At 41.7% G+C, this 24,794-nt stretch carries 18 protein-coding genes; 5 read left to right on the top strand and 13 right to left on the bottom strand.

Annotated elements, in window-relative coordinates; all coding sequences use genetic code 11:
• Positions 1–5 precede the first annotated feature (5 nt).
• Entirely contained in the window at positions 6–956 is a 951-nt protein-coding gene (gene rsmH / locus E4T79_RS06755; protein WP_135028863.1) for a 16S rRNA (cytosine(1402)-N(4))-methyltransferase RsmH, read from the bottom strand.
• Positions 957–1,513: 557 nt separating this feature from the next.
• Between rsmH and E4T79_RS06750 the strand changes: the two genes are divergently transcribed.
• Entirely contained in the window at positions 1,514–1,939 is a 426-nt protein-coding gene (locus E4T79_RS06750) for a NusG domain II-containing protein (RefSeq protein WP_228063809.1), read from the top strand.
• Positions 1,940–2,123: 184 nt separating this feature from the next.
• On the opposite strand, the gene E4T79_RS06745 is transcribed toward E4T79_RS06750, so the two are convergent.
• From E4T79_RS06745 to E4T79_RS06725, 5 genes are all read right to left on the bottom strand, one after another.
• Positions 2,124–3,080 carry a 1,4-dihydroxy-2-naphthoate polyprenyltransferase gene (locus E4T79_RS06745; RefSeq protein WP_135028913.1) on the bottom strand — a complete coding sequence of 319 codons (957 nt, stop codon included), beginning with the start codon at positions 3,078–3,080 and terminating at the stop codon, positions 2,124–2,126.
• Positions 3,073–4,128, bottom strand: a complete 1,056-nt coding sequence (locus E4T79_RS06740) for an FAD:protein FMN transferase (protein ID WP_135028859.1) — start codon at positions 4,126–4,128, stop codon at positions 3,073–3,075. The genes E4T79_RS06745 and E4T79_RS06740 overlap by 8 nt, the downstream gene beginning before the upstream one ends.
• A 1,026-nt stretch (positions 4,129–5,154) precedes the next feature.
• Positions 5,155–5,673 carry an FMN-binding protein gene (locus E4T79_RS06735; protein WP_135028857.1) on the bottom strand — a complete coding sequence of 173 codons (519 nt, stop codon included), beginning with the start codon at positions 5,671–5,673 and terminating at the stop codon, positions 5,155–5,157.
• Positions 5,674–5,805: 132 nt separating this feature from the next.
• Positions 5,806–6,798, bottom strand: a complete 993-nt coding sequence (locus E4T79_RS06730; RefSeq protein ID WP_135028855.1) for a polyprenyl synthetase family protein — start codon at positions 6,796–6,798, stop codon at positions 5,806–5,808.
• Positions 6,799–6,916: 118 nt separating this feature from the next.
• On the bottom strand, positions 6,917–8,806 hold the full coding sequence (locus E4T79_RS06725) for an NAD(P)/FAD-dependent oxidoreductase (protein ID WP_135028853.1): 1,890 nt from the start codon (positions 8,804–8,806) through the stop codon (positions 6,917–6,919).
• Positions 8,807–9,192: 386 nt separating this feature from the next.
• Here E4T79_RS06725 and E4T79_RS06720 point away from each other — a divergent pair, with 386 nt between their 5' ends.
• The 4 genes from E4T79_RS06720 to E4T79_RS06705 all read left to right on the top strand — a co-directional run bounded on the left by E4T79_RS06720 (position 9,193) and on the right by E4T79_RS06705 (position 14,068).
• Positions 9,193–9,732, top strand: coding sequence for a Gx transporter family protein (locus E4T79_RS06720; RefSeq protein ID WP_135028851.1), 540 nt, complete (start codon positions 9,193–9,195; stop codon positions 9,730–9,732).
• Positions 9,733–9,824: 92 nt separating this feature from the next.
• Positions 9,825–11,174, top strand: a complete 1,350-nt coding sequence (locus E4T79_RS06715) for a potassium transporter TrkG (protein WP_135028849.1) — start codon at positions 9,825–9,827, stop codon at positions 11,172–11,174.
• Positions 11,175–12,001: 827 nt separating this feature from the next.
• Positions 12,002–12,673, top strand: a complete 672-nt coding sequence (locus E4T79_RS06710) for a TrkA family potassium uptake protein (RefSeq protein WP_135028911.1) — start codon at positions 12,002–12,004, stop codon at positions 12,671–12,673.
• 60 nt (positions 12,674–12,733) lie between these two features.
• A complete protein-coding gene (locus E4T79_RS06705) occupies positions 12,734–14,068 on the top strand; it encodes an MATE family efflux transporter (protein WP_135028847.1) in 1,335 nt (444 codons plus the stop codon).
• 323 nt (positions 14,069–14,391) lie between these two features.
• Here the strand turns inward: E4T79_RS06705 and E4T79_RS06700 are convergent, their stop codons facing one another.
• The 7 genes from E4T79_RS06700 to E4T79_RS06670 all read right to left on the bottom strand — a co-directional run bounded on the left by E4T79_RS06700 (position 14,392) and on the right by E4T79_RS06670 (position 24,435).
• Positions 14,392–14,649: a DUF896 family protein gene (locus E4T79_RS06700; RefSeq protein ID WP_135028845.1), complete on the bottom strand. Its 258-nt coding sequence runs from the start codon at positions 14,647–14,649 to the stop codon at positions 14,392–14,394.
• Positions 14,650–14,657: 8 nt separating this feature from the next.
• Positions 14,658–16,697, bottom strand: coding sequence for a glycine--tRNA ligase subunit beta (gene glyS / locus E4T79_RS06695; protein WP_135028843.1), 2,040 nt, complete (start codon positions 16,695–16,697; stop codon positions 14,658–14,660).
• A gap of 241 nt (positions 16,698–16,938) precedes the next feature.
• Positions 16,939–17,856 carry a glycine--tRNA ligase subunit alpha gene (gene glyQ, locus E4T79_RS06690; RefSeq protein WP_135028841.1) on the bottom strand — a complete coding sequence of 306 codons (918 nt, stop codon included), beginning with the start codon at positions 17,854–17,856 and terminating at the stop codon, positions 16,939–16,941.
• Between the two features lie 1,993 nt (positions 17,857–19,849).
• Positions 19,850–20,551, bottom strand: a complete 702-nt coding sequence (locus E4T79_RS06685) for a methionine ABC transporter permease (RefSeq protein ID WP_135028839.1) — start codon at positions 20,549–20,551, stop codon at positions 19,850–19,852.
• Between the two features lies 1 nt (position 20,552).
• Positions 20,553–21,617, bottom strand: coding sequence for a methionine ABC transporter ATP-binding protein (locus tag E4T79_RS06680; protein WP_135028837.1), 1,065 nt, complete (start codon positions 21,615–21,617; stop codon positions 20,553–20,555).
• Complete coding sequence (locus E4T79_RS06675) at positions 21,610–22,977, bottom strand: M20/M25/M40 family metallo-hydrolase (protein ID WP_135028835.1); 1,368 nt, start codon at positions 22,975–22,977, stop codon at positions 21,610–21,612. The genes E4T79_RS06680 and E4T79_RS06675 overlap by 8 nt, the downstream gene beginning before the upstream one ends.
• Positions 22,978–23,589: 612 nt before the next feature.
• Positions 23,590–24,435, bottom strand: coding sequence for a MetQ/NlpA family ABC transporter substrate-binding protein (locus tag E4T79_RS06670; RefSeq protein ID WP_135028833.1), 846 nt, complete (start codon positions 24,433–24,435; stop codon positions 23,590–23,592).
• Between the last annotated feature and the right edge of the window lie 359 nt (positions 24,436–24,794).

The following is a 24,794-nucleotide window of genomic DNA, read 5'->3' as shown; positions in this document are numbered from 1 at the left end:
TTTACCTATTTGTATATCCTTTTTGCCACACGCAATTTGGCAGAATGAGCGCGATTATTGGCTGCTAATTCGGCTTCGCTTGGCAAGATTGGTTTGCGATTGACCAATTCTATTTTAGGTTTTAACTCATCAGGGATAAAAGGCAAGCCCTTTGGCACATCAACTGTGGAGGCCTCCTTAAATAACTGTTTGGTCAATCTGTCCTCCAGAGAATGAAAGGTAATAACCGAAATTCTACCGTCTACTGCAAGCAGGTCAATAGCCTGCTGGATGGACTCCTCTGCCGCACCTAATTCATCATTGACCTCAATGCGGATAGCCTGGAAAATCTGCTTGGCTGGATGTCCTTTTTTCCTCAATTCCCTAGCGGGCTTGACTGATTTAATCAATTCTGCCAAGTCAGTCGTCGTTTCAATCGGCTGCTTAGCTCTTGTTTGTTCAATTTTACGCGCAATTTGCTTGGAAAATTTATCTTCTCCGTATTTGAAGAAAATTCGCACCAAATCATGGTAGTCATATTGATTAACCACTTCATAAGCAGTTAAGGGCGCTGTGCGATCCATTCGCATATCAAGTAGCGCATCTTTTTTATAAGAAAATCCACGCTCTCGCTCATCTAGCTGGGGACTGGACACACCCAAATCATAACAAATACCGTCAATTTCCTCTACACCCTGCTCTTTCAAACGAACTTTTAGATGACGGAAATTATCTTTGATAAAGGTCACCATTCCCTTTTCAATATAAGGAGCCAACCGTTTTTGGGCATTCAAAATAGCCGTTTCATCTTGATCAAAGGCATAGAGATGCCCCTCTTCATTCAACTGGCTCAATAAATACTCACTATGACCTGCACCACCCAAGGTTGCATCCACATAGATACCAGCAGGCTTCACTGCTAGCATATCCACGGTTTCATGTAATAAAACGGTTGTATGGTTAAATTCCTTCATCATATCTTTACTATTGTACCACATTTTATCCCAAAAAGAGACGGAAAACTATTTTTATCAAGATACAAGGGCGGGTAAAAAGCGAATGAAAAATAGGAAAGACGACGAAGAAGCTCCTGCTTCTAGGAGTATTTATCTTTTTTCCGAGCTTTTAGCCCGAGTTCAGTTACATCAAGATACAAGGGCGGGTAAAAAGCGAATGAAAAATAGGAAAGACGACGAGTGAAAAGCTCCAGTGGAGGTTTTCCGCCTACTCCTAGGGAGCGTTTGCTCCGCAAACGTCTATTTCCCGCCGCCAAAGGTATGCTATACCTTTAGAGCTAGGAAGATTTATACCTAAAGGTAGCCGTATCCGTAAGCAACTAAAGTTGCAACAGGTGCGTCTCTTTTTCACAAAATGCTTAGCTCAAGTTCAATTACACTAAGATACACGGGCATGTAAAAAGCGAATGAAAATCTGAAAGCTTTCGAGCTACGACCGCGTATTAACGCCCTTATATCTTTACAAAGCAATGAAATTCCTTTACAATATTCTTATTCTTGATAGAATGAGGGTTGGAATGAAACATATTTTACATCAATTAAGACCGTTTGACTTTATCTTAGTAGGGATGACCTTGTTCCTATCCTTTGTACCAGCTATCATTACCTACGCAAGCGGTCAATATCAACAAGAAGAACCCTATCTAATTGCTTCTATCCGGATCAATGGTGAAGTTGTCGAAGAATTCAAACTCTCAAAAAGTACACCCCACAAGGAAGTGACCTACTATCCCAACCCTGGCCAGTACAATATCATCGAGGTTGATGGAGAACGCATTCGAGACAAAGAAGACAACAGCCCTGACCAAATCGCAGTTAATACCGGCTGGATTAGTAAATCAGGCGAAATTGCAGTCTGTCTTCCCCACAATCTCATCATCGAAATCCGAACTCCAGAGGATCAAGAAAACGATGACGAGGAAGAATTGATTTTGCCTATTTAGAAGGAGGTTGGGAACAATGCCCAGCCTCCTTTTACCAGTTCTTGTACTAACTAATAAGAGGAGTTTGGCTCTAAAATGATGACAGATACAGATGTACAATTGTTTTTTATGCCCTCGCATCTTAAACAAAAAAAGAGTGAGAGAAGCGCGGCTTCAAAACCACGCTTCTCTCACTCTTTTTTTGCTAGACAAGACAAGCCACAATCAGCACCAGAAGATACATAAGTGAAAAGAGAATGAAGCTTTTTACAGCTTCGACAAAGGTTTCACGTTTGACCTGTTTTTCCAAAAAATGTCCCAAGCTTCTATAAGACAAGACTGCTACACCATAGCCTAACCAAGCCCAAAATGGCAAGAAACCAAAAAGGGGGTAAAGCAACCACAAGAACCACGGCAATATGGCTAAGCAGGTATAGAGCAAGAGCCCTTTTTGTCGTCCAATATGAAAGACTAGCGTATGGCGATGATTGCGAATATCTTCATCCAAATCACACAAGTTATTGGCTAGCATAATATTAGCAATCAAACAAATCAAGGGCAGACTCATCAGACCAATCTCAATACATTTCTCCCAAGCCAGCTGCAGTTGAAACCATTCGCCTACAAAGCGACTGACTAAAAGCAAGTCCGGTGCCTGAACAAAAACACCGAGGAAAAAGATGCCTAATCCCATGGTAACCCCTGAAAAAATCTCACCTAGTGGCATCCGTGATAAAGGGATTGGTCCAAAAGTATAACAGATACCTATCAAAAAGCATAAAGCTCCTAGCGGTAATAATATCAAATCCGTCCGCCAGACTAAAACCAGCGAAAGCACCGTCGAAAAGGACAAGAGAAGAAAAATAATCTGTACCATTTGTCCAAAGTCAAGCTGATTACGACCGATGACATTATGCTCCTTGCGATAGACCTGATCCTTTGCCTTGACATAGTCCATGGTATTATTGATAGCTGTCGTACACATGTCAAACGTCAAAACAGCTAAAACAAAGAGCAGGGTATTGAAACCATTAAAGACACCGTAGCGGTAGATGGCCCAGACAATTCCAAGAAGCATGGGAAAGACACTGGCAACCTTGGTTCGTAATTCAATAAATTCTAAAAAAATAGGCAGGGTAATTCTCCCCTTTTCATTAGTCATTGACAAGATGATACTCCTTATTACTCCATTCAAAACGATCCTTTAGTCCCTTACTTAAATGAATGCCACGATCTTTATCAATAAAGACCGCCTCTACATCCTGTAACTGGTCAATAAATTCTCGTCCTTTCTCAATTCCCAAAAGAAATAGCGTCGTGGATAGCGCATCTCCCTGAGTAGAGGTTTTTGTAAAAACTGTTACACCTGAGAGTGTATTCTCAACTGGATAGCCTGTTTCCGGATCAAGGATGTGGTGATAGAGGACGCCATCAACTTCCAAATAACGCTCGTAAATTCCTGACGTTACAACCGATCCGTCCGTCACATAGACTGACCCGACTACTGTTCCCCGTACTTCATCAGGATCTTGAACACCAACTTTCCAGCCTTCCTTGTGGGCAGGTGAACTTCCCATAACGACAACATTACCACCTAGATTGATAATCGCTGTTGTTATCCCTTTACTGGCAAATAATTTCTTCAAACCATCCGCGATATATCCTTTTGAGATAGCACCTAGCTCCAACATCATCCCCTCTTTTACCGCAACCGTCTGGTTGTTCTTGTCCAACTGGACATCTTTGTAGTTGATATGAGGTAGAGCTGCCTTGATTTCTTGATCATTAGGTTTTCGGGCATCTTCTGAGCCAATTTTCCAGAGAGTGTTGACCGCACCAATCGAGACATCAAAGCGTCCATTGCTCTTCATCCCCATTGCCAAGGCCTGCTCAATCAGTTCAAATGTGCGAGGGTCAACCTTGATAGCTTCTTTTCCTGCCGCATGGTTGATACGATAAATATCAGAACCCTCGAGATTTGTTGATAAAAGCTTCTCCATCTCTTTCACATAGGCAAGCCCCTCTTCCATGGCTTCTTCCTGATTCTCATGATAAATACTAATCTGTACAACTGTATGGAGCAAACTCTCCGTCCGAATCAAGGGGTTTTCTATCACAGGCAAACTTTTTTTGGCTGCTGACTTAGACTGACAAGCTCCTAATAAAAAGCTACAGATGAGTAAAGGAATGGCTAGCCACTTCCATTTCATATTTTCTTTCTCCTTTATACAAGATACCAAGCCCGTAAAACTCAAGGTAAAAATAGGAAACTTTGCGAAGACGTTTCGTCTAGCAAAGGCTTCTCTTTTTTACACAGAGTTTAGGGCGGGTTCAATTACACAAGATACGAGGGCGGGTAAAAAGCGAATGAAAAATAGGAAAGACGACGAAGAAGCTCCTGCTTCTAGGAGTATTTATCTTTTTTCCGAGCTTTTAGCCCGAGTTCAGTTACATCAAGATACAAAGCCCGTAAAGAACTCAAAGCGAAAATAGGAAATTTGACGAAGAAACATTAGTTTCTAGGAAAATTTATCTTTTTCGCACAGAGTTTAGGGCGGGTTCAATTACACAAGATACAAGGGCGGGTAAAAAGCGAATGAAAAATAGGAAATACGACGAGTGAAAAGCTCCAGTGGAGGTTTTCAGCCTACTTCCTAGGGAGCGCTTAATCCGCAACCGTCTATTTCCCGCCTCAAAAGGTATGCCATACCTTTTGAGCTAGGAAGATTTATACCTAAAGGTAGCTGTATCCGTAAGCAAATAAAATTTGCAACGGCTTCATTTCTTTTTTACGCAGCTCTTAACTCGAGGCTGGGCAAAAAGTCCCAGCTTTCTCACTTTATGAACCGAATTACTTTGACGCAGCGGTTGATTGCTTCAATGGCTATCATCATGCCATTGAAGGTTGGAAATGAAACTTACGGAGAGTATATTTGTTCCTGTTTCCCACTCCAAATCTGACCTCTACGACTGATGCGAACTCGTTGGCTTCATTTCTAACCTCCAACAGTCACTACTCTGACTGTTGGAGCTATGCGGAAATCGGAGTGAAACGGTCTGGGAATAGACCGTTTCAGCCCTATAGGGAATAAGGTAAAAACCGAACGCTTCCTTATGTGTTTTAAGTTCTTTCCCACTCCCCCTACTATTTGATATACGTCAAGTAATTCATCCTATACAACTTTATGAGGCCGGTACTCTTGTCCCAGCCTCATTTCCTTTTATTTTATGCCAGATTATTTGTCAAGCATCACTTTTGCAGTATCGCCTTTTTCAGCTGCAGCAAGGAGAGCGGTTGTACTCTTCTTGAAGTCTTCTGAAGTATGAGTTGCACCAGAAACAACTTCAACAGCTGCAACATCTTGTTTTTCAACCAATGCAGCATTTAATTTTTCGATTGTTTCTTTAGCAGAAATACCAGCTTTCTCACTCATCATTTTGTTGTATTCTTCATTTTCAGACTTCATTTTACCATCTTTGTCTTCGTAGTCAAACTTAGACTCCGTGATTTTCCCGTCTTTAACAGTGATTGTGTGAACAATCTTAAATCCACGTTCATCAGGTGCAGATTCTGCTGAATAGGTACCGTCTTTCAATTCAGCCATCATTTTGGTTTCTGCTGCTGAAGAAGACATGGTTGTTTCAGATGAAGACATCGCAGTGTCTTTCTTGTCTTCTTTCGCACCACATGCTACCAAGGCAAACGTAGCCGCTAAAACTACAACACTTTTCAACATGACTCTTGTTGTTTTCATGTAATAATACTCCTTTTTCTTACCTCAGCCTATTAAAACTGAAGCGTTTTCTTACTTCTACAATCATATACCTTTCTGACAAAAATGTCCAATGTTTAACGTAAAATGAAACATAAAATCCTTTTTATTAATTCAAGCATACGAATCCAACATTGCCTCAAGCAACCATTTCCAGTCTACTGACCGATTGCCCGTTTCTAACAAAGCAAGCTGCTGCTCCATCTTATACAAATAGGCCTGCATCAAAGCTCTAGTCTGCTCCTTAGCCTTGGTACGGTTGATTTTATCAATTATTTGACTCACCAGCGCCTCTTCTTTGGACTCAATGAGGAAAACTAAATCTTGACGAATGCTCTTATCCTCTTCAATCGCAAAAAGAAGTGGGGCTGTATAAATGCCATTTTGGATATCTTGGCGAGCAGGCTTGCCCGATTCTTGAGCTGTCAACTGATAATCAATCATATCATCTCGTAATTGAAAAGCCATACCAAAAGAACGACCGGCCCGAAAAGCAGGCGAGGTTTGCTTGAGAGGTGTTCCATTTTGTAAACTTCCCAACTGACAGGCCAAGCCGAATAGAAATGCTGTTTTTCCTTGAATTTGCTTGAGGTAACGTTTCATAGTCATGCTAGTATCAAACTGGTTCATCAACTGAGCCAGCTCTCCTGCTAAAATCCCCTCCAGCAATCTCTCATTGAAAGATCCTAACTCATCTTTTTCAAGCTGCATTAGACGAATGCCCTTGGCTAATAATCGCCCTGCATAAGCCATGAGATAGTCACCTGCATAGATAGCAATTCGATTTGAAAATTGACGATGAGCAACTACAATCCCACGTCTTATATCCGCCTCATCAATGACATCATCATGGATAAGGGTCGCAAGATGAAGTACCTCCACATAGGCAGCAAAATAGAGTTTCTCCGGTTTTATTTGTCCATCCACAGCCTGGGCAAATAACAGGCACAAACCAGAACGCAAGTATTTTCCCGGTGCTTCCATGTATTCCACAATTTTTTCACGCACAGCAAGATGCACCACCCTCATCTCCGTTAGCATAATGCGCTTGACTTGCTCTAAACCTCTTTGTATTTCTGGATGATTCTCCCAAATTTGATGTACCACAATTCTCCTACTTCACAATAGAAAAAAGACTATTCAGCAAAACTTTTATCCTGTTTTTTGAATAGTCCTTATCATTTTTACTGTATTCAATGATAATGGAATTAAGAACCACTATTCATTATCGTTTGTCTTTTAAAGTGTAAATATGCTTGGGTTTACCATAGATTTTCCTATCGAGAAAACGACCCAACCATGGCATAATCCAGTAGTCCAGACCAAAGGAACGTCCTGCACCGTTCATCAACGAGATTGCAACTGGAATAAACCAAATATTAACCCAGTAGAACATACCTGACAAGCTAAACATGACTACCAAGGCAACCGTTGCCGCGCTGACAATCCATACGAAAGCTCCTGCAATCAAGGCAAGACCAATCCCGATTTCAGCAATCGTCATAAATTTTTGCATAAAGAGGGCCACTTCTTGGTTTGGCATCATGAACTGCATGATAGAAGCAAACCAATCTGGCATACCATCTAAGACTGTCATTGGTTGCTCACCGTAAGCATAGCTAAGTCCAAAGATAGCTTGTGCAGTTTCAGTCGCTGCTTGAGAAGCACTTGACGTTGCTTCAGCAGCAGATGCTCCTGACACAGGATCTGCTAACCATGGGAATGGGAAGACAACTTGATCTCCTAACCATGAGGTAGTACCAAAGAGACCAAAGGCTTTCTTAACCCCTTCATAGAGCCAAACAGAGCCGTAGAAGACACGTAGAGGAGCAGACCAAAGTAGATTTCCTTTACCTGATGTATGACCACCAAAGATATTGCGTTTATTTTTAATATCAAAGAATTCATGGCGGACATACGACCCCATGTAGAAGAAGCTACGAATGGTAAAGAAATACAGCAAGTTAACCATGTGCTTCATGAACATCGCCATAAAGCCTGACAAATGGTATTTGCCCATCAAGAAAGCAACACCATAGCGCGAACCGATTGAAACCATGAAGCCATCGTATTTCCCTTTATAGCTATGTTTTTCACCACCTGTAATTGCTGCGATAATATTTTGGGCAGCAGTATGTCCAGTTTGCTCAGCAGCTTGAACGATTTGTGGTGTCGGTTTGCCATCATTTCCTGGCTCTTCATAGTACACCAGGTCACCAGCTACATAGACATTTTCTTTTCCTTTAGCTTCCATGTATTCATTGGCAACCAAGCGACCTGCACGCGCTTTTTCAATACCAAATTCGCTAGCATCACTATTAGCTTGCACACCTGCTGTCCAGATTGAAGTGTGGGTTGAAATTTCACGTCCAGATGAGAGGACTAATTTGTCAGCTTCAACAGCTGCAACTCCGTCACCCAGTACTAATTCAACACCTTTTTTCTCAAGATATTTGCGGGTTTTAACCTGCTCTTTCTCAGTGACCATCTGCAAGATATTAGGCATTGCTTCAATCACTTTGAGAGAGAATTCTGCTGGGTTTAGTTTAAATTCATGTGCCAAGATTGGAACCCAATCAATCAGTTCACCAATCATTTCAATACCCGTGAACCCTGCACCGATAACGGTGAAAGTAAGGAGAGCACGGCGTTTTTCTTCATCATGTTCACGCATTGCACGGTAGCATGAATCAACGATATGGTCATGCAGACGCTCTGCCGCTTCAATGGACCAAAGAGTAAAGCCATTTTCTTTTACACCTTTGATACCAAAGTCGTTGGCTTCCCCACCCATGGCAAGCAATAGATAATCAAATGGAAGCGTTTGGTGCTCTGCAATCACTTCTTTTTTGTCATAATCAATTTCAACAACCTTATCTGTTACCAAATTAACTTTTGGATACTTGTTGAAAATGCGTTTCAAATCATATTTAATCGCATCCTTTTCCACGCGACCAGCTGCTACTTCGTGCAACTCTGTCATATATGTATGGAATGAATTTTTATCAATCAAGGTAACGGTCACATCGTCGTTCTTCTTGAATTTTTTTCCGAGTAAGCGCGCTGCAGAAATCCCTGCATAACCAGCACCTACTATTACAATATTTTTAGCCAACACATAACCTCCGATTAGTTTGTCTGTTTTTTAACAAAGTCTATTATACACCTTTTACAGAGATTGCACAATTGGATAATTCGCTTTTGGTAAACAATTTTACGAAAAGACTTGCATATCTTTAAAAAAACGGATAGTATAATGGAAGTAGAAAGGATTGAGCAATCTTATGCTCATCAAAAATTAAAATCTGACATCGTTAGCTCACCCTACGAAAGCTCCATTTACTTTGCAATTTAGAAAAGTTTAGAAATAAGGAGAGCTTTACCACCCTTATCTCCAACCTGTCATAATTCTTAGTTATGAAAGTTAGTCAGATGTTGATTTTTAGAGAGTATTATCCCACTCCTAAGGACTTTCTACCCATCTAGATTAGAGATACGATTATGAATTCAAAACATCAAACATTACTATTTATCACAATGCTAGCTGCCCAGGCCGTTGTCATTTCTCTAGTTGAAAGACTGATTCCAACCCCCTTTTCCTTTGCTCCTGGAGCAAAATTAGGGCTTGGAAACCTGATTAGCTTGATTGCCATCTTTACTCTCCCTGCTAAGGACAGTGTCAAAGTAGTCAGCATCCGACTACTAATTTCAACCTTTTTAGGCGGTACCTTTTCAACCTTTCTATACGGCTTTGCAGGAGTTACTCTTAGCTATATCGGAATGCTTGCCGCTAAGCAGTTAGGTCCTCAGAGGGTCAGCGCCATCGGGATTTCTATCCTAGGAGGAATGCTTCACAATATCGGTCAACTTCTGGTCTTTTCCTGGATTGCTCAATCGTTACTCGTTCTCAACTATCTTCCTATTTTGTCTATTAGCGGTATTCTTTCTGGATTTTTGGTCGGTCTAACTGCTAACTATTTGTTGCAAAAAGTCGGACCACTCCGCTATTACAACCAAATCATTTTAGCTGAATGGAAATAAGTACTCTTTTCCTACCAAATTAGGTAGGTTTTTCTGTTATTTTTGGCAATTTGTGCTACAATATCCTCATATCCTAATTATGAAAGAGAGTTATGCCTACGTTTAGTCTAACATTAAAACCAGGCCAACGGATTGTCCTAAGCTTTGCGGGTCTTATCCTGATTGGCTCATTCCTATTATCTCTACCGATTTCGCAGCTCGCTAGCTCTGAGGCCCGGTACTGGGATCATCTGTTTACTACTATCTCTATGGTCTGTGTAACAGGACTCTTCACAGTGCCTGTCGCAGAAACCTACAATACATTTGGCCAAATCATCTGTATGCTACTGATTCAAATTGGAGGGCTGAGCCTCATTAGCTTTATCGGACTCTTCGCCCTAAGAGGTGGTCGAAAGCTCAGCTTTATCAATATGGCTACCCTACAAGAAAGCTTTAGCTTAGCAGAAACCAAACACTTTCGCAGCTTTATCAAGTCTGTCTTTGGCTTTACCTTTATCATTGAGGCGCTAGGGGCAATATGCCTTTCTTTCCAATTCGTGCCAGAATTCGGCTGGCAACGGGGGATTTTTTCTTCAATTTTCCTAGCCATTTCTTCTTTCTGTAATGCAGGTTTTGACAATTTTGGTTCAACCAGCCTAATCAAGTATGCTACCAATCCCTTGGTCAATCTGACCATTGCCGCTCTCATTATCATGGGAGGGCTTGGATTTTCTGTCTGGTTTGACATGCAGACCAAAATTAAAAAGCGCTTGAGTTTTCGAAAACTCAGTTTTCATACTAAGGTTGTCCTCACCATGACCAGTCTCATCCTCTTGATTGGCACGATCTTAACCTTTTTAACTGAATATGAAAATCCTGCAACTATTGGCTCATTGACTTTTCCACAAAAAGTCTTAGCTAGTTTTTTCCAGACTGTTACCATGCGGACTGCAGGTTTTGCATCGATTGACTATACAAAAGCCAATCCCGTAACCCTCTTACTCTATACCTTTCAAATGATGCTTGGTGGAGCACCTGGCGGAACAGCTGGTGGGATAAAAATAACAGCCTTTCTCACCCTCATTCTCTATGCGAGACGCGAGATTATCGGTCTACCCCATACCAATTTCAAGGCAAGAACGATTGATGCTGTCACTATTCAAAAGGCCTTTGCGACCTTTATCGTCTTTATCATGGTCTTTATCATCGGCCTCTTTGCTATCAGCATGACAGATCCTCACAAACCTATGCTCTTTCTGATTTTCGAGGTCATGTCAGCATTAGCAACCGTTGGGGTAACTGCCAATCTAACCCCTGAATTATCTCAACTAGGGCAACTCATTATCATGGCGCTTATGTTCTTTGGACGAATTGGTCCCATGTCGATTTTAATCAGTCTTTCTGCTCGGAAATTATCCAAGGAAGAAACCATACAATATGCAAAATCATCTATGATTGTTTAACGGAACCCGCCCTAAACTCTGTGTAAAAAAGAGAAGACCTCGCTAGACGAAACGTCTTCGCAAAAGGTATTTGCTTGCATATTCAGGTACTAATCTCATTGGTCGTAAACCTACCTGCTTCGATTATCTAGCGGTAGCTAGCCTCGTCGGGGCTCACAACGAAGTTGCCAGCAACTTCTGTTCGGCCGCCTATTTTTACCTTGAGTTTTACGGGCTTGGTATCTTGGTTTCATTGAACACAGCCTACGAGCTATGTAAAAAAGAACCGCACCTGTTGCAACTTTAGTTGCTTACAGGTGTGGTTACCTTTAGGTATAGGTTTCCTAGAGTCTACAGACTCTTCGTCAACCTCCTATTTTTACTTTGCTCGCTTCAACAGTCTAAAAAGACTGTTGAAGGTGGGAGATAAAACGAGTGAAACTCGTGTCAAACGCCCTTGTATCTTAATGTAACTGAACAAGGACTAAGCACTGTGTGAAAAAGATAAATACGCCTAGAAGCAGGTGCTTCTGCGTCGTATTTCCTATTTTCACTTTGTGCTTTTAACGTCCTCGTATCTTAATGTAACTGAACGAGGGCTAAAATTCTAGTGAAAAAGAGACGAAGCCGTTGCAAATTTTATTTGCTTACGGGCTACCTTTAGGTATAAATCTTCCTAGCTCTAAAGGAAGCATACCTTTGGAGGCGGGAAATAGACGGTTGCGGAGCAAACGCTCCCTAGGAAGTAGGCTGAAAACCTCCACTGGAGCTTTTCACTCGTCATATTTCCTATTTTTCATTCGCTTTTTAAACGCCCTTGTATCTTAATTTAAAAGGAGATAATGATGATGAAGACTCAAACTATCGGAATTTTGGGGCTTGGTGTCTTTGGAACCACCATTGCTAAAACCTTGCACCACTATAATTGTAATATCATTGCTATTGATAATCATGCTGAACGTATCAATCAGCTGGAAACTGTCTTAACTAAAGGTATAGTAGGCGATATTACAGACAAGGACTTGCTGCGAGCAGCAGGGATTGACCGTTGTGATACGGTGGTCGTTGCAACAGGACGCAACTTAGAATCAAGTGTCCTTGCTGTCCTCCATTGCAAGGCTCTAAATGTGCCTAAAATCGTCGCCAAAGTCAAGAGTAAAACAAGCAAGGAAGTGCTATTAAAAATCGGGGCTGATCGCGTCATTTCTCCAGAAAGAGAAACCGGGATTTCCCTTGCCAAACACCTCCTCCATCGCGACACGACTGACTTAATTGAGCTAGATGGCAATGTCAGCATCATTGAATTTCATGCACCACAAAAATGGATTGGTAAGAGCCTCGCTCAGCTACAATTACGCCAGCATTACAATCTCAATATTATTGGTTACCGCGATGCAACAACTCATAAATTGACAATTCAATTTTCACCCGACTATGTTTTTAACGAGCAAGAACTGATTATGGCTGTAACCGACAACCATACCGTCGATCACTTTGAGGAATACACCAATAAACTCTAGCCCCTCAGCTTACAGCAACCCTAATATTCGCTTCTTCTCTCTTATTTCCAAGGAGTTTTTATGCAGGATTTAACCCAAGGAAAGCCGATTCGTGTAATCTTGCGCTTTACCTTGCCACTTTTAGTTGGAAGCTTTTTTCAATTAACGTATAATTTTGCAGATAGCATCATTGTAGGACACACACTTGGTAAAGTCGCTTTTGCTAGTGTCGGAGCAACTGGCAGCATCGTCTTTCTCATTCTCGGATTTGCACAAGGCTTAACGAGTGGATTGACTATTGTAACTGCCCAACGATTTGGAGCAAATGATTTCGATGGTATCAAAAAAAGCTTTGTCCACGGTCTCTTTTACTCCCTCTGTGTGAGTCTTTTCTTGACTATTTTAGCACTTTCTTTCCTACGACCACTACTCATTTTTATGCAGACCCCAGAGGAATTGCTACCGCATTCGCATCAGTTTTTACTAGCGATTTTCGGTGGAACTATTTTCTCTGTCCTCTTTAACTATCTGTCCAATCTCATCCGCAGTCTCGGTGACTCAACCACACCGCTAATTGCCCTTATTATCGCCTGCTTTATCAATATTGTTCTCGATTTTCTCTTTATTTTAAATGTCGGATTGGGTGTATTTGGAGCAGGACTAGCAACAATTACAGCTCAGGCTTTTTCAGTCCTGTACCTGGCAGTCTATATCTATAAAAAAGTCCCTTATTTCCATGTCAAGTGGGCAGAAGTCAGACTAGATAAGCTTAATCTCCTCAAACATGCTCAACTGGGATTTCCTATGGCTTTTCAGGCAAGTATTATTGCCATTGGAGCTATTACCCTACAGGTTATGCTCAACCAACTGGGTACGAATGCGATTGCAGCTCAAGCTATTGCTAGCAAGACCGACCAGCTTGCCATGCTTCCGATGATCAATCTGGGCTTAGCTATTTCTACCTTTACCGCTCAGAACTACGGTGCTAAACTCTATCTGCGAATCTTAGAGGGTTTGAGAAACTCTGTCCTCATCAGTATTGCTTGGGCCATCACCTTTGCGATTGTCCTCGTCGCTGCCAATCGCTTCTTCTCAAGCCTTTTTCTTGCAAATGCTAGTACAGAAGTCTATCATTTAGCCCTCTCCTATTACATGATTAATGGGGCTTGCTACTGGATTTTGTCTATCCTCTTTATCCTTCGTAGCTTCATTCAGGGGCTTGGAAAGGGTTTTGTTCCAACTCTTGCAGGGATTATGGAACTAGTCATGCGGGCTGGTGTCGCTATTATCGGTCTGACTTATTTTGGTTTCTACGGTGTTGCTGCTGCCAACCCTGCTGCCTGGATTGGCAGTGTCATAGTCTTAATTCCTAGCAGTATTATTCTAAGGAGAAGATTGCAAGAAGGAAATATCTAAAAACACCAGCGCATACGCTAGTGTTTTTTCGTCTTTCGGTTTTCATACGCACTATAGTCTTTTAGTTTACTTTTAGTACTAGGCAACAAGCTGCAGGCTGTACTAGAGAGTAGGGCAAAGCGAGTGAACGAAGTAATAAAAGATAAACGAAATGACTATATAGCATATAAACATTTAACTTTATAGCCCAATATAGTATCTGACTCTAGTAAAAAAGGCTTACGATCGCTGTTTTCACTAACTTGATCGTAAGCCTTTTGATTATTCAAGAGTTTTTTACCAGTCTTAAAGGGCATCAAACCTTGGTTGCTTTCCCTTTGTTTTTATGAATTTGGGTCCTCTAGGCTACGACCGTGCAAGCCTTTTTCTCGCTGCACTTGTTTGAGTTTTTCTGGTGTTATATCGTTTCCAGCCTCATCAACGATTTTAATCCCCTCTACATGGGCACGGACACTGCGACGGTATCCCTCGATATACTCTTCACGAAGGGCTGCTTGTTCTTTTAATTCCTCGTCTGTCAGGCCCGTTTCTTTTTTCTTTTTAGCCAATTCATTGATCCGATCAATTTTTGCTTGTTCCATCGTTACTCCTATTTGGTATTGATTTGGTTAAACCGAGCAACCTGTTGCGCCTTATTCATCAAGGCAGCAAGCACGGCCAGACGGTTATTTTTTACAGCTTCATCCTCAACCATGACCATGGTATTTTCAAAGAAAGTATCAATCACTGGTTGAAGAGCAAAGAGTTGGTCAATATTCGCTGCCAAATCTGCAGTAAGGGCAATCTGCTCAACTCTTTCTGCCAATATCTTTTCCTCTGCACCTTCAAACAAGTTGCGATCAACTACAAGACCTGCCTCTGCTTTTTCAGCCAAGTTAAAGACACGAGATAAGCTTTCAACAGCTGGTTTAAAGGCAGCCGTTTTAGCTTTTTCAACCAAGAGACGAGCCGTTTCTAGCAGGTCACTCACTACAAAATGGCTACTGCTCAAAACGGCAGTCACGATATCTTTTGGCACGTTCTTGTCCATCATTTTTTCCACACGAGCACGGAAGAAATCAAGGACTTCTGCCTGATGTTCGTAGACAAGACTATCATGCTCAAGAGCATACAGTTTTTCCATCAATTCATCAATGGCAATGTTCCAACCAAAGGCTTCCAAAATCCTTACCACACCTTGGGTCGCGCGACGAAGAGCGTACGGGTCATTAGAACCACTTGGAATCAATCCGACAGAGAAGAAGGACAAAATCGTATCTAATTTATCTGCAAGAGCAAGGACTGCTCCTACTTTTGTTACTGGTAAGTCCCCTTCTGCACTATTTGGTAAATAGTGCTCACGAATAGCCGCCGCAACGACTGGCGTTTCACCTGCAAGAAGAGCGTACTTTTCCCCCATAATCCCCTGCAATTCATCAAATTCACCTACCATACCAGTCAAGAGGTCAAACTTGTAAATCGCTGCTGCACGAGAAAGATCTTTTTTCTCCTCATCAGAAAGTCCAGCTTGATCTGCTAAGAGACTACTAATTGCAGCCGTGCGTGCCATATGCTCATGAAGTGACCCAATTTTCTCATGGAAAGTGACCGTTTTCAAACGGGTTATCAAATCTGCAATCTGTAATTTTTGATCTTCACGCCAGAAGAATTCTCCGTCTTCCAAACGCGCTACCAAAACTTTTTCATTTCCCTTGATGACATTATCAAGAAATGCTGCATTTCCATTGCGAACAGAAATAAAGTTTGGCAAGAGCCTACCAGCCTGATCGCGAACAACAAAGTAACGTTGGTGATTTTTCATTGAAGTGACCAATACTTCTTCTGGAACCTCAAGATATTTAGCGTCAAACGCTCCCATAAAAGCTGTTGGATATTCAACTAAGTTTAGGACTTCATTAAGCAAGTCTGGATCAATCTCAACGACTACATTTTGGGCTGTTTCAATCGCCTTAATTTGTGTCACAATCATGTTTTCACGCTCGTCACTGTCTACAATAACAAACTCCTTGCGCAAATCAGCTTCATAACTATCAGCTCTCGTAATCTCTACCTCATGACCTAGGAAACGATGACCACGACTGATACGACCTGAGGAAATATCGAGGAAGTCCATATCAAGCGCTTCATCATCTAGCAAGACCGTTAAGGTATGGACCGGGCGAACGTATTCAAATTTATTTGAAGCCCAGTGCATGCTAACAGGGAAAGTCAATGAAGCAAGGACCTCTGGAATACCTGCCAAAACCTCCTTGGCTGTTTTTCCTTGCTCATGCTTGGTTACATAGACATACTCTTCCCCTTTAATCTCACGGAAAGTTATCGCTGCAGTTGTCAAACCTTTCCCGCGGACAAATCCTTCTGCGGCCTTGGTAAAGTTACCGTCAGCATCCAAGGCAATTTTCTTACTTGGACCCTTGAAATCTTCCGTCAAATCCTCCTGCCGCTCTGCCAAACCGCTCACTCGAACCGCCAAACGGCGAGGCGTTGAAAACATTTGAATGTCTTTGAAATCCAAACGGTTATCTATCAAAAATTGCGCCATTTTGTCTCGAAGTTGAGCCATAGCAGGCGTTACAATATAAGCTGGAATTTCTTCTAAACCAAGTTCTACCAGTAAATTTTTCGTCATAATTATGATACCTACGGGCATTAAACCAACCAGAACAAAATGGGAAACTGACCGAAGAAGCAAGCATCTAGGTCAGGTCTATCTTTTTGCAATCGTCCCTAGCCCGTATTCATTTCCTTTCTTTTCAATACTAGCCTATGTAATGCTAGCAACCATTTCTGCAGAGTTCTATCACTAGTTTCAAAAATCCCCTCTTTGAAACGCATTCCAACCGCAAATCAGCTGATTTTTCAAGAGCATATTAAAGCTCGTCTTCTTTCAACAATTCTGCCCGTGTTGCTTCATCTAATAAGGGATAACCAAGACGTTTTCTTTCTGCAACAAAGGTCTTTGCAACCACGCGCGCTAAATTTCTAATCCGTGCGATATAGCCTGCCCGTTCCGTTACTGAAACCGCACCGCGTGCATCCAACAAGTTAAAGGTATGTGAACATTTCAATACATAGTCAAAAGCTGGGTGAACCAAATGCTCATCAAGACACCTTCTTGCCTCTACTTCAAATTTCTCAAAATTGGCTAGTAACAAGTCTTGGTCACTGATTTCAAAACTATATTTAGAATGCTCATATTCTGGTTGGAGGAAAATCTCTCCATATTTAACCCCAGCTGACCACTCAATATCATAGACCGAATCCACCTCTTGAATATACGAAGCCAAGCGTTCTAAACCATAAGTCACTTCAGCAGTAACAGGATCTGTCGCAAGACCTCCGACCTGTTGGAAATAAGTAAATTGGGTAATTTCCATTCCGTCAAACCAAACTTCCCAGCCTAGTCCAGCTGACCCAGTAGACGGGTTTTCCCAGTTATCTTCTACAAAGCGAATATCATGCTCCAAAGGATTGATGCCCAGACGTTCGAGAGATTCCAAATACAATTCTTGGATGTTGCTTGGGCTTGGTTTCATAACCACCTGGAATTGGTGGTGTTGGTAAAGGCGATTTGGGTTTTCTCCATAACGACCGTCTGCTGGACGACGACTTGGCTCTACATAAGCTGCATTCCATGGCTCAGGGCCGATAGCACGCAAGAAAGTATAGGGACTCATGGTTCCTGCCCCTTTTTCTGTATCGTAGGCCTGCATTAGCATACAGCCTTGCTCATTCCAGTATTGTTGTAATGTCAAGATAATTTCTTGGAAAGTAAGTTTTTTTGACATTTTCGTCCTCCATATATATTCGTTTATTCGTTTTTTGACATGGCTCAGATCTAAAACGCTATTGTTTGAGATTGAAACTAGTATAGTAGCTAGGTCATTCTGTTGCTTAAACCGTCAAGTTTACTAGAAAGCTAAAACAGTATGGACAAGGTTTAGCTCATCTGTCATGGCAATGAGCCTACAGTAGTTCAAGTAGAGTCATTTGGTTTATCTTTTATAGCCGTTTCATTTATTTTTAGTACTAAGCAACGAGTCGCAGGTAGTACTGGAGTACAGCAAGACGAGTTAACGAAGTAATAAAAATAGAAACTAAATGACTATACTACTTCGTTCACTCGCTTTATCGTATACTCTAGTACAGCCCTATAGCTCATTGCCTAGTTAAAAGCAAACGAAAAGACTATCTAAACAGTATCCCTTACAGATAAGATCTGACGAATTTATAACCTTGGGTAGTTTCATACAAAAATATGATCGCCATTTTAAAACTGTCTAACCCTATCAAAAAACGCGCCAACACACCTATGTTTCCATAGGGGCGTTGAAACGCGGTTCCACCCTAATTTATTACTTCATTTCATTCTTAAAAATGATGCCGAAAGCGCCAATCACTCCTACTCCTGTCTGGCTTCCACCATTCCCAAACTCGCTAAAGGCTGTATCCAGAGCGACCCTCTTTCCTACATGATAGTATAGCAAAAAATTCCCTTGCTGTCTATTAAAAATTCATAGGGATTTATAACTTTCTAGCTCCTCTTATCCGTCTCCAGCTGCATTATATCTACCTGTTGATAGCTACCCTATCTCCCTCCGTAAACGTCCAGATGTTCATCAAGACAACGACCTGGACATAAGCAATAGCTCGGAGCAGATATTTAGTTTTAACGGCTTACAGCGGTGGTTCTCCTTGAGAGCAAATCTCACTGGTTGCGAGCCAACCTGCTTTGATTGTTTAGCAATAGCTAGCTGGCAAGTCCCTGCACTTTCGTTTGCGACGAGCCTAGCTAGCCTCGTCGGGGGCTGCAAGCTACTGCTGTTCGGTCGCTTGACGGTAGATATCTGGCAAGTCCCTGCACGTTCGTTTGGGACTAGCCTAGCTATCCTCGTCGGGGTCTCAAAACGAAGTTGCCAGCAACTTCTGTTCGGCCGCCTATTTTTACCTTGAGTTTTACGGGCTTGGTATCTTGGTTTAATTGGACACAGCCTACGAGCTATGTAAAAAAGAAATGCAACTGTTGCAACTTTAGTTGCTTACAGGTGTGGCTACCTTTAGGTATAAATCTTCCTAGCTCCAAAGGTATGGCAGGGAAATAAACGGCTGCGGAGCAAATGCTCCCTAGGAAGTAGGCTGAAAACCTCCACTGGAGTTTTTTTACTCGTCAGATTTTCTAGTTTGCCATATCTGTTACAGGTTATGCTTGGTTACAGATATGGATGCCCTTTGGGTACACTTTATGCTTTTCACGCTCTCGTATCTTGTATAATTGAACTCGGACTAAGCACTGTGTGAAAAAGAGACGCAACTGTTGCAACTTTAGTTGCTTACAGGTGTGGCTACCTTTAGGTATAAATCTTCCTAGCTCCAAAGGTATGGCAGGGAAATAGACGGCTGCGGAGCAAATGCTCCCTAGGAAGTAGGCTGAAAACCTCCACTGGAGTTTTTTTACTCGTCAGATTTTCTAGTTGGCCATATCTGTTACAGGTTATGCTTGGTTACAGATATGGATGCCCTTTGGGTACACTTTATGCTTTTCACGCTCTCGTATCTTGTATAATTGAACTCGGACTAAACACTATGTGAAAAAGATAATTACGCCTAGAAGCAGGTGCTTCTGCGTCGTATTTCCTATTTTCACTTTGTGCTTTTAACGTCCTCGTATCTTAATGTAATTGAACTCGGACTAAGCACTGTGTGAAAAAGATAAATTGCCTTGTGTCCTGCGACACGGCGCCAATTTCCTATTTTCCTACGAATTTTAAACGCCCTTGTATCTTATTTATGACTTATTTTTCGAGTAATAAGGTCTCCGACAAATTGGATGATAAAGATAAATATTAAGATGAGGAAAGTGGCAAGGAAAGTGACATCGTCATTTGAGCGTAGATAGCCGTAGGAAAGTGCTACTTGCCCCAGTCCACCTGCCCCAATGGCACCAGCCATGGCGGTATACCCAACAAGGGAAATAAGAGTCAAGGTCGTCACCCGAATGAGGTCTGGCAGACCCTCACGGAAATAAACCATAACCAAATCAGCAAAAGTCGCACCAGATGCTTGAGCAGCTTCAATCACTCCCCCGTCTAATTCTGAAAGAACCACTTGAACCTGACGGGCAAAAAAAGGATAGACTGAGAGAGAAAGTGGCACGAGAGCCGCATTCATCCCAATTGACTTTCCAACAATCACTCTTGTAACAGGCGAAATGGCAGAAAGCAAAATAATAAAGGGAATCCCACGCAAAATAGAGGCTACCTTATCCAAAATCCAAAAGACGAAACGATTTTCTGCAATCCCTCTCGGTCCTGTCAAAACGAGGAATAAACCTGAGATTAAACCCATGGCTCCTCCGATTCCAAAGGAAACAAAGGTCATATAAAAAGTACTATAAATAGCGGTTCCCCAACCGGTCTGACCACCCCAACCCATCTTGTAAACATGAGGGAGGTTGGTCTGAATCCACGAAAGTAAGTCATTCATCCTAGTCTTCTCCTTTCAAAATCGTCACCTCTACATTGGCCGTAGTAACGGCTGTCAAGGCCTTACGTATCTGTTCCTGATGTCCTGATAAGATCAAAATCATTTCCCCAACAGGCGTATGCTCTAAAATCTCAATATTACCATACAAGATGTTAGCCGATACATGATAAGTCTTGTACAAATCATTGATAATAGCCGTGTCTGTCGCAGAACCAGCGTATTTAAACTGAACCAAGAGACTATCTTCTGGCAGATGTTTGACAATATCCTGTTGATAAATCTTAACCAAGGCTTCATCAATTCCTGTTGCTGTTTTGATAAAATCCTGCGTCAGTGCTTCTGTGGGATGTGTAAAAATCTCCAAAACAGATCCCTCTTCAATCAATCGTCCATCCTGCATGACCGCTACGCGGTTACAAATATCCTTAACAATCTGCATCTCATGAGTAATCATGACGATGGTCAAACCCAATTTTTCATTCAATTCCTGCAAAAGAGCCAGGATTTGCTTGGTAGTTTTAGGATCCAGGGCAGATGTTGACTCATCAGAAATCAATATTTTGGGATCATTAGCAAGCGCGCGCGCAATAGCCACACGTTGCTTTTGTCCACCAGATAGTTGGGAGGGATAATTTTCTGCACGGTCTGCTAAGCCAACCAAGTCCAAAAGTTTTGCCACTTTAGCTCTCTTTTCTTCTTTAGATAAGCCAGAATGTTTTAAAGCAAAACCAACATTTTCAGCAGCTGTCATCTGGGACATGAGGTTAAAATGTTGGAAAATCATTCCAATTTCACGACGTTTGCTCCGCAGTTGAGGGGCATTTAGGGTAACATTACTGGCCTCAAAAATCACATCATCGTTGATGCAAATACGACCAGTAGTTGGTCTCTGTAAGAGGTTAATCACCCGAACCAAGGTTGATTTACCAGCTCCCGAATAACCAACAATCCCATAGATATCGCCTTGCTCAATATGAATCGTGACATCCTTTACCGCTTCAATAATGCGTTTGTTCTGATGAAAGATTACATTGATATGGTCTAGTGTAATAATTTCCTTACTCATAACTTGCAATTAACTCCTCTACTAATTCGATATGGCTGTAATAATCTGCAATGCTAACATTTTCATCTCCTGCATGGTCTCTACTGTTCGCATTTCCAAGTCCAAATCCTGCAATCGGAACACCTAGAGCATGAAAGACCGTGTGCATTGGCCCCGTCCCAGGCGAGGTCGGAAGCACTGCCACTCCCTCTGGGGTCAAGCGTTTTGCAAGCTCAATGACATTGATAATAGCTGGTTCAGACATGTCACTACGATAGCTCATTTCCCCTAGGGTAAAGGTTACTTCGACCTTTTCAAAACCGTATGTAACCAAGTGTTTGCGAATCTTGTCCAAGACATCGTGTGGCTCTAAACCTGGTACTAGGCGCACTTCCAATTTAGCGGTAGCTTGAGCAGGAATAATGGTTTTCACTCCTTGACCTAGATAACCTGTAGAAAAGCCCTCAATCGTTAGAGATGGCTCAAAGAAGAGACGCTTTAGAAACGTTTTTCTATCTGCAACTAAGGGCGGCAAAGTCAAGCCATACAGATCTGTAACCGACTTACTTGTTATCAACGCAAACTCTTCAACTAAGGCCAACTCACGTTCGTTTGGCTCTTGTATCTTCTCATAAATGCCATCTACCAAGATACATCCGTCTCGATCTCTCATAGACTGCAGAGCGGCCATGAGATACCAACTAGCCGAATCAATAACCCCACCATATGAAGAATGAATATCCAAGTCCGCACTCTTGACTGCCATATCAAAGGTCACAATCCCCTTATTACCACCTGCAATTTCTAATTGCCCCAAAACATTTCGCGCCCCTTGCTCCCAGACGAGCAAATCAGCTCCAGTCAAGCGAGCCTGGTATTTTTTCAAGTATTTATCCAAATCAACCGATGCCGATTCTTCAGCACCTTCAATGATAAAAATGATGTTGACTGGTAAAAACTCGTGTACAGCTTGGTATTTTTGAACAGCCGACAGACGGGCTATGATATGCCCCTTGTCATCATCTACTCCTCTGCCATAGATATAGCCGTCTCGTATGCTGACTTCAAAAGGCTGACCCGTCCAAATCTGATCATCGTCAGCTGGCACCGTATCATAATGATGATAGAAAATGATGGTCTTAGCATCTGGTACAGGACTGATAAAGGTTGCCATAACAAAGGGGGCTGCATAGCTATCGTCCAAAATCACCTCAGCCCCTGCTTCCTCAAAAATTTCTGTCAAATAAGTTGCCACATCCAAAAGCCCAATCTGCTGCGCAAAAATTGATTTCTTGCCAATCAACACCTTCAGCTTTTCAAAATAAGCTTGTATCAGCCTATCCTCTTCAAATTTTCTAATTTGTTCTGCTTGTCTTGACATTGTTTCTCCTTTTAGATCAATCCTGACAGATAGTCTTTCCATTTTCATTTCCTACTAAACAACGAGTCCAGCTATAATTGAAGTTAGACAAGACGAGTTGATATCCTAGCAAATAGAAGCTGAATAACTAGAAACGTGACCAACTATACCAGTTCTCATTATACCATGCTTGCTGTCATCAACTATTTTTTATACTCAGAGAACATCAAAATCAGACTATCTGCAAAACCGCAAGGAAAAGGCTAGAACAAAAGCACCACTCCCATAAAATATGATAAATATGAACAGTTTGACCTATCTCAAGGGCTGGAGATGTAAACGAATCCAGTGGATTGGTGTACCCTGAGCCTAAAAACTAGAAAGTGAGGAAAATCCTGTGGATGAGTTCACACCGAGCCTAGAAACTAGAAAGCCTACCTACAGCCAGTGAACTGGCTTAGCTCAAACCTAGAAATCAAGACTGCTAAATCACAATGAATGCATCCACTCCCAGCATCAGACAAGAAAAATGGATTGGTTTCTCAGTCATTCAGCAAGATAAAGTAGATCATATTGATTTTCTAAGAGCATGAATGTAAAATGCTATGGGGAAAACCACAGCATTTTGTATTTTTACCAAAGCGGTTCGTCCATACCGTCAGAAGACTCTTCAACAACCTTTTTCACTTCATCTGTATGGAATGCTTTCACCAATTCTTTAATCGCATCCGCTTTCGGTGATGTTTCCCAATCACTCTTAGCTGCAATCAAGTTGTACCATTGGTGTGAATTTTCATCTTTTTGTTCTTTATAAAGAACATTTTTATAATCCAGACCTGCTTCAAGTACAAAGGTATTGTTGACAACCGCTGCTGCAACGGATGGAAGTGAACTCGCTGTTTGACTCGCGTCCAACTCTGTTACTTTCAACTTTTTAGGGTTTTCTTTGATATTGACAATCGTTGCTAATTCTGTACCAGATACATCCAGTTGAACCAACCCTGCTGATTGAAGAAGATAGAGGGCTCGGCTTTCATTTGTCGGGTCATTTGGTACTGCAATTTCAGCTCCGTCTGGTATTTCATCGACAGATTTATATTTATTTTTACCGTCGGCTGTACCAGAATATAGGCGAATCGGAGCGATGTAGGTATCAGCGACTGCTACCAAGTCTTCTCCATTTTCCTTATTCCAATTTTCCAAGAAATTGTAGTGTTGGAAAGCATTAATGTCTACTTCCCCCTCAGCAACTGCCTTATTTGGTTGTGAATAGTCTGTAAATTGAGTGAACTCTAATTTCACCTTATCACCAAGAAGCTCTTGAACCTTATTCCACCGCGCTTCTTCCGAATCGCTCAAACTCATCACGCCGACATGGAGAACCTTGTCTGATGTTTCTACCTCTGAACCACATGCTACCAAGGCTGCAAATGAGGCAACTGCAACAGTTGCTAAACCAACTAGTTTTTTCAATTTCATAATGTCTTACTCCTTCATCTATAAACTATACATAGCTTATCACAGGAGCAAACATTTGACCAATATATAAATCTTATGTGACTCTTAAAAATTTTTTATATAGTTTTTGTAAAATGTATAGCCGTAGGCTATACCCTATTTTCAACATGCAGCTTATACAAAACGGAAGAAGTAGTAACCCAAAAACTAGCCTTATAGTACCTGACAACCTTTTACAGTCCTTTCGTTTTTCTGTTATTACTTCGTTCACTCGCTTTGCTGTACTCTAGTACAGCCTGCAGCTCCTTGCCTAGTACTAAAGACTATATCTATATAAAAAAGAGGCCGGGAAAAATCCCAGCTTTCTAACTTTATGAACC

This window comes from Streptococcus sp. LYSM12 (assembly GCF_004569635.1).
Taxonomy (GTDB): Bacteria; Bacillota; Bacilli; order Lactobacillales; family Streptococcaceae; genus Streptococcus.
This window is presented reverse-complemented; position numbering and strand designations above follow the sequence as displayed.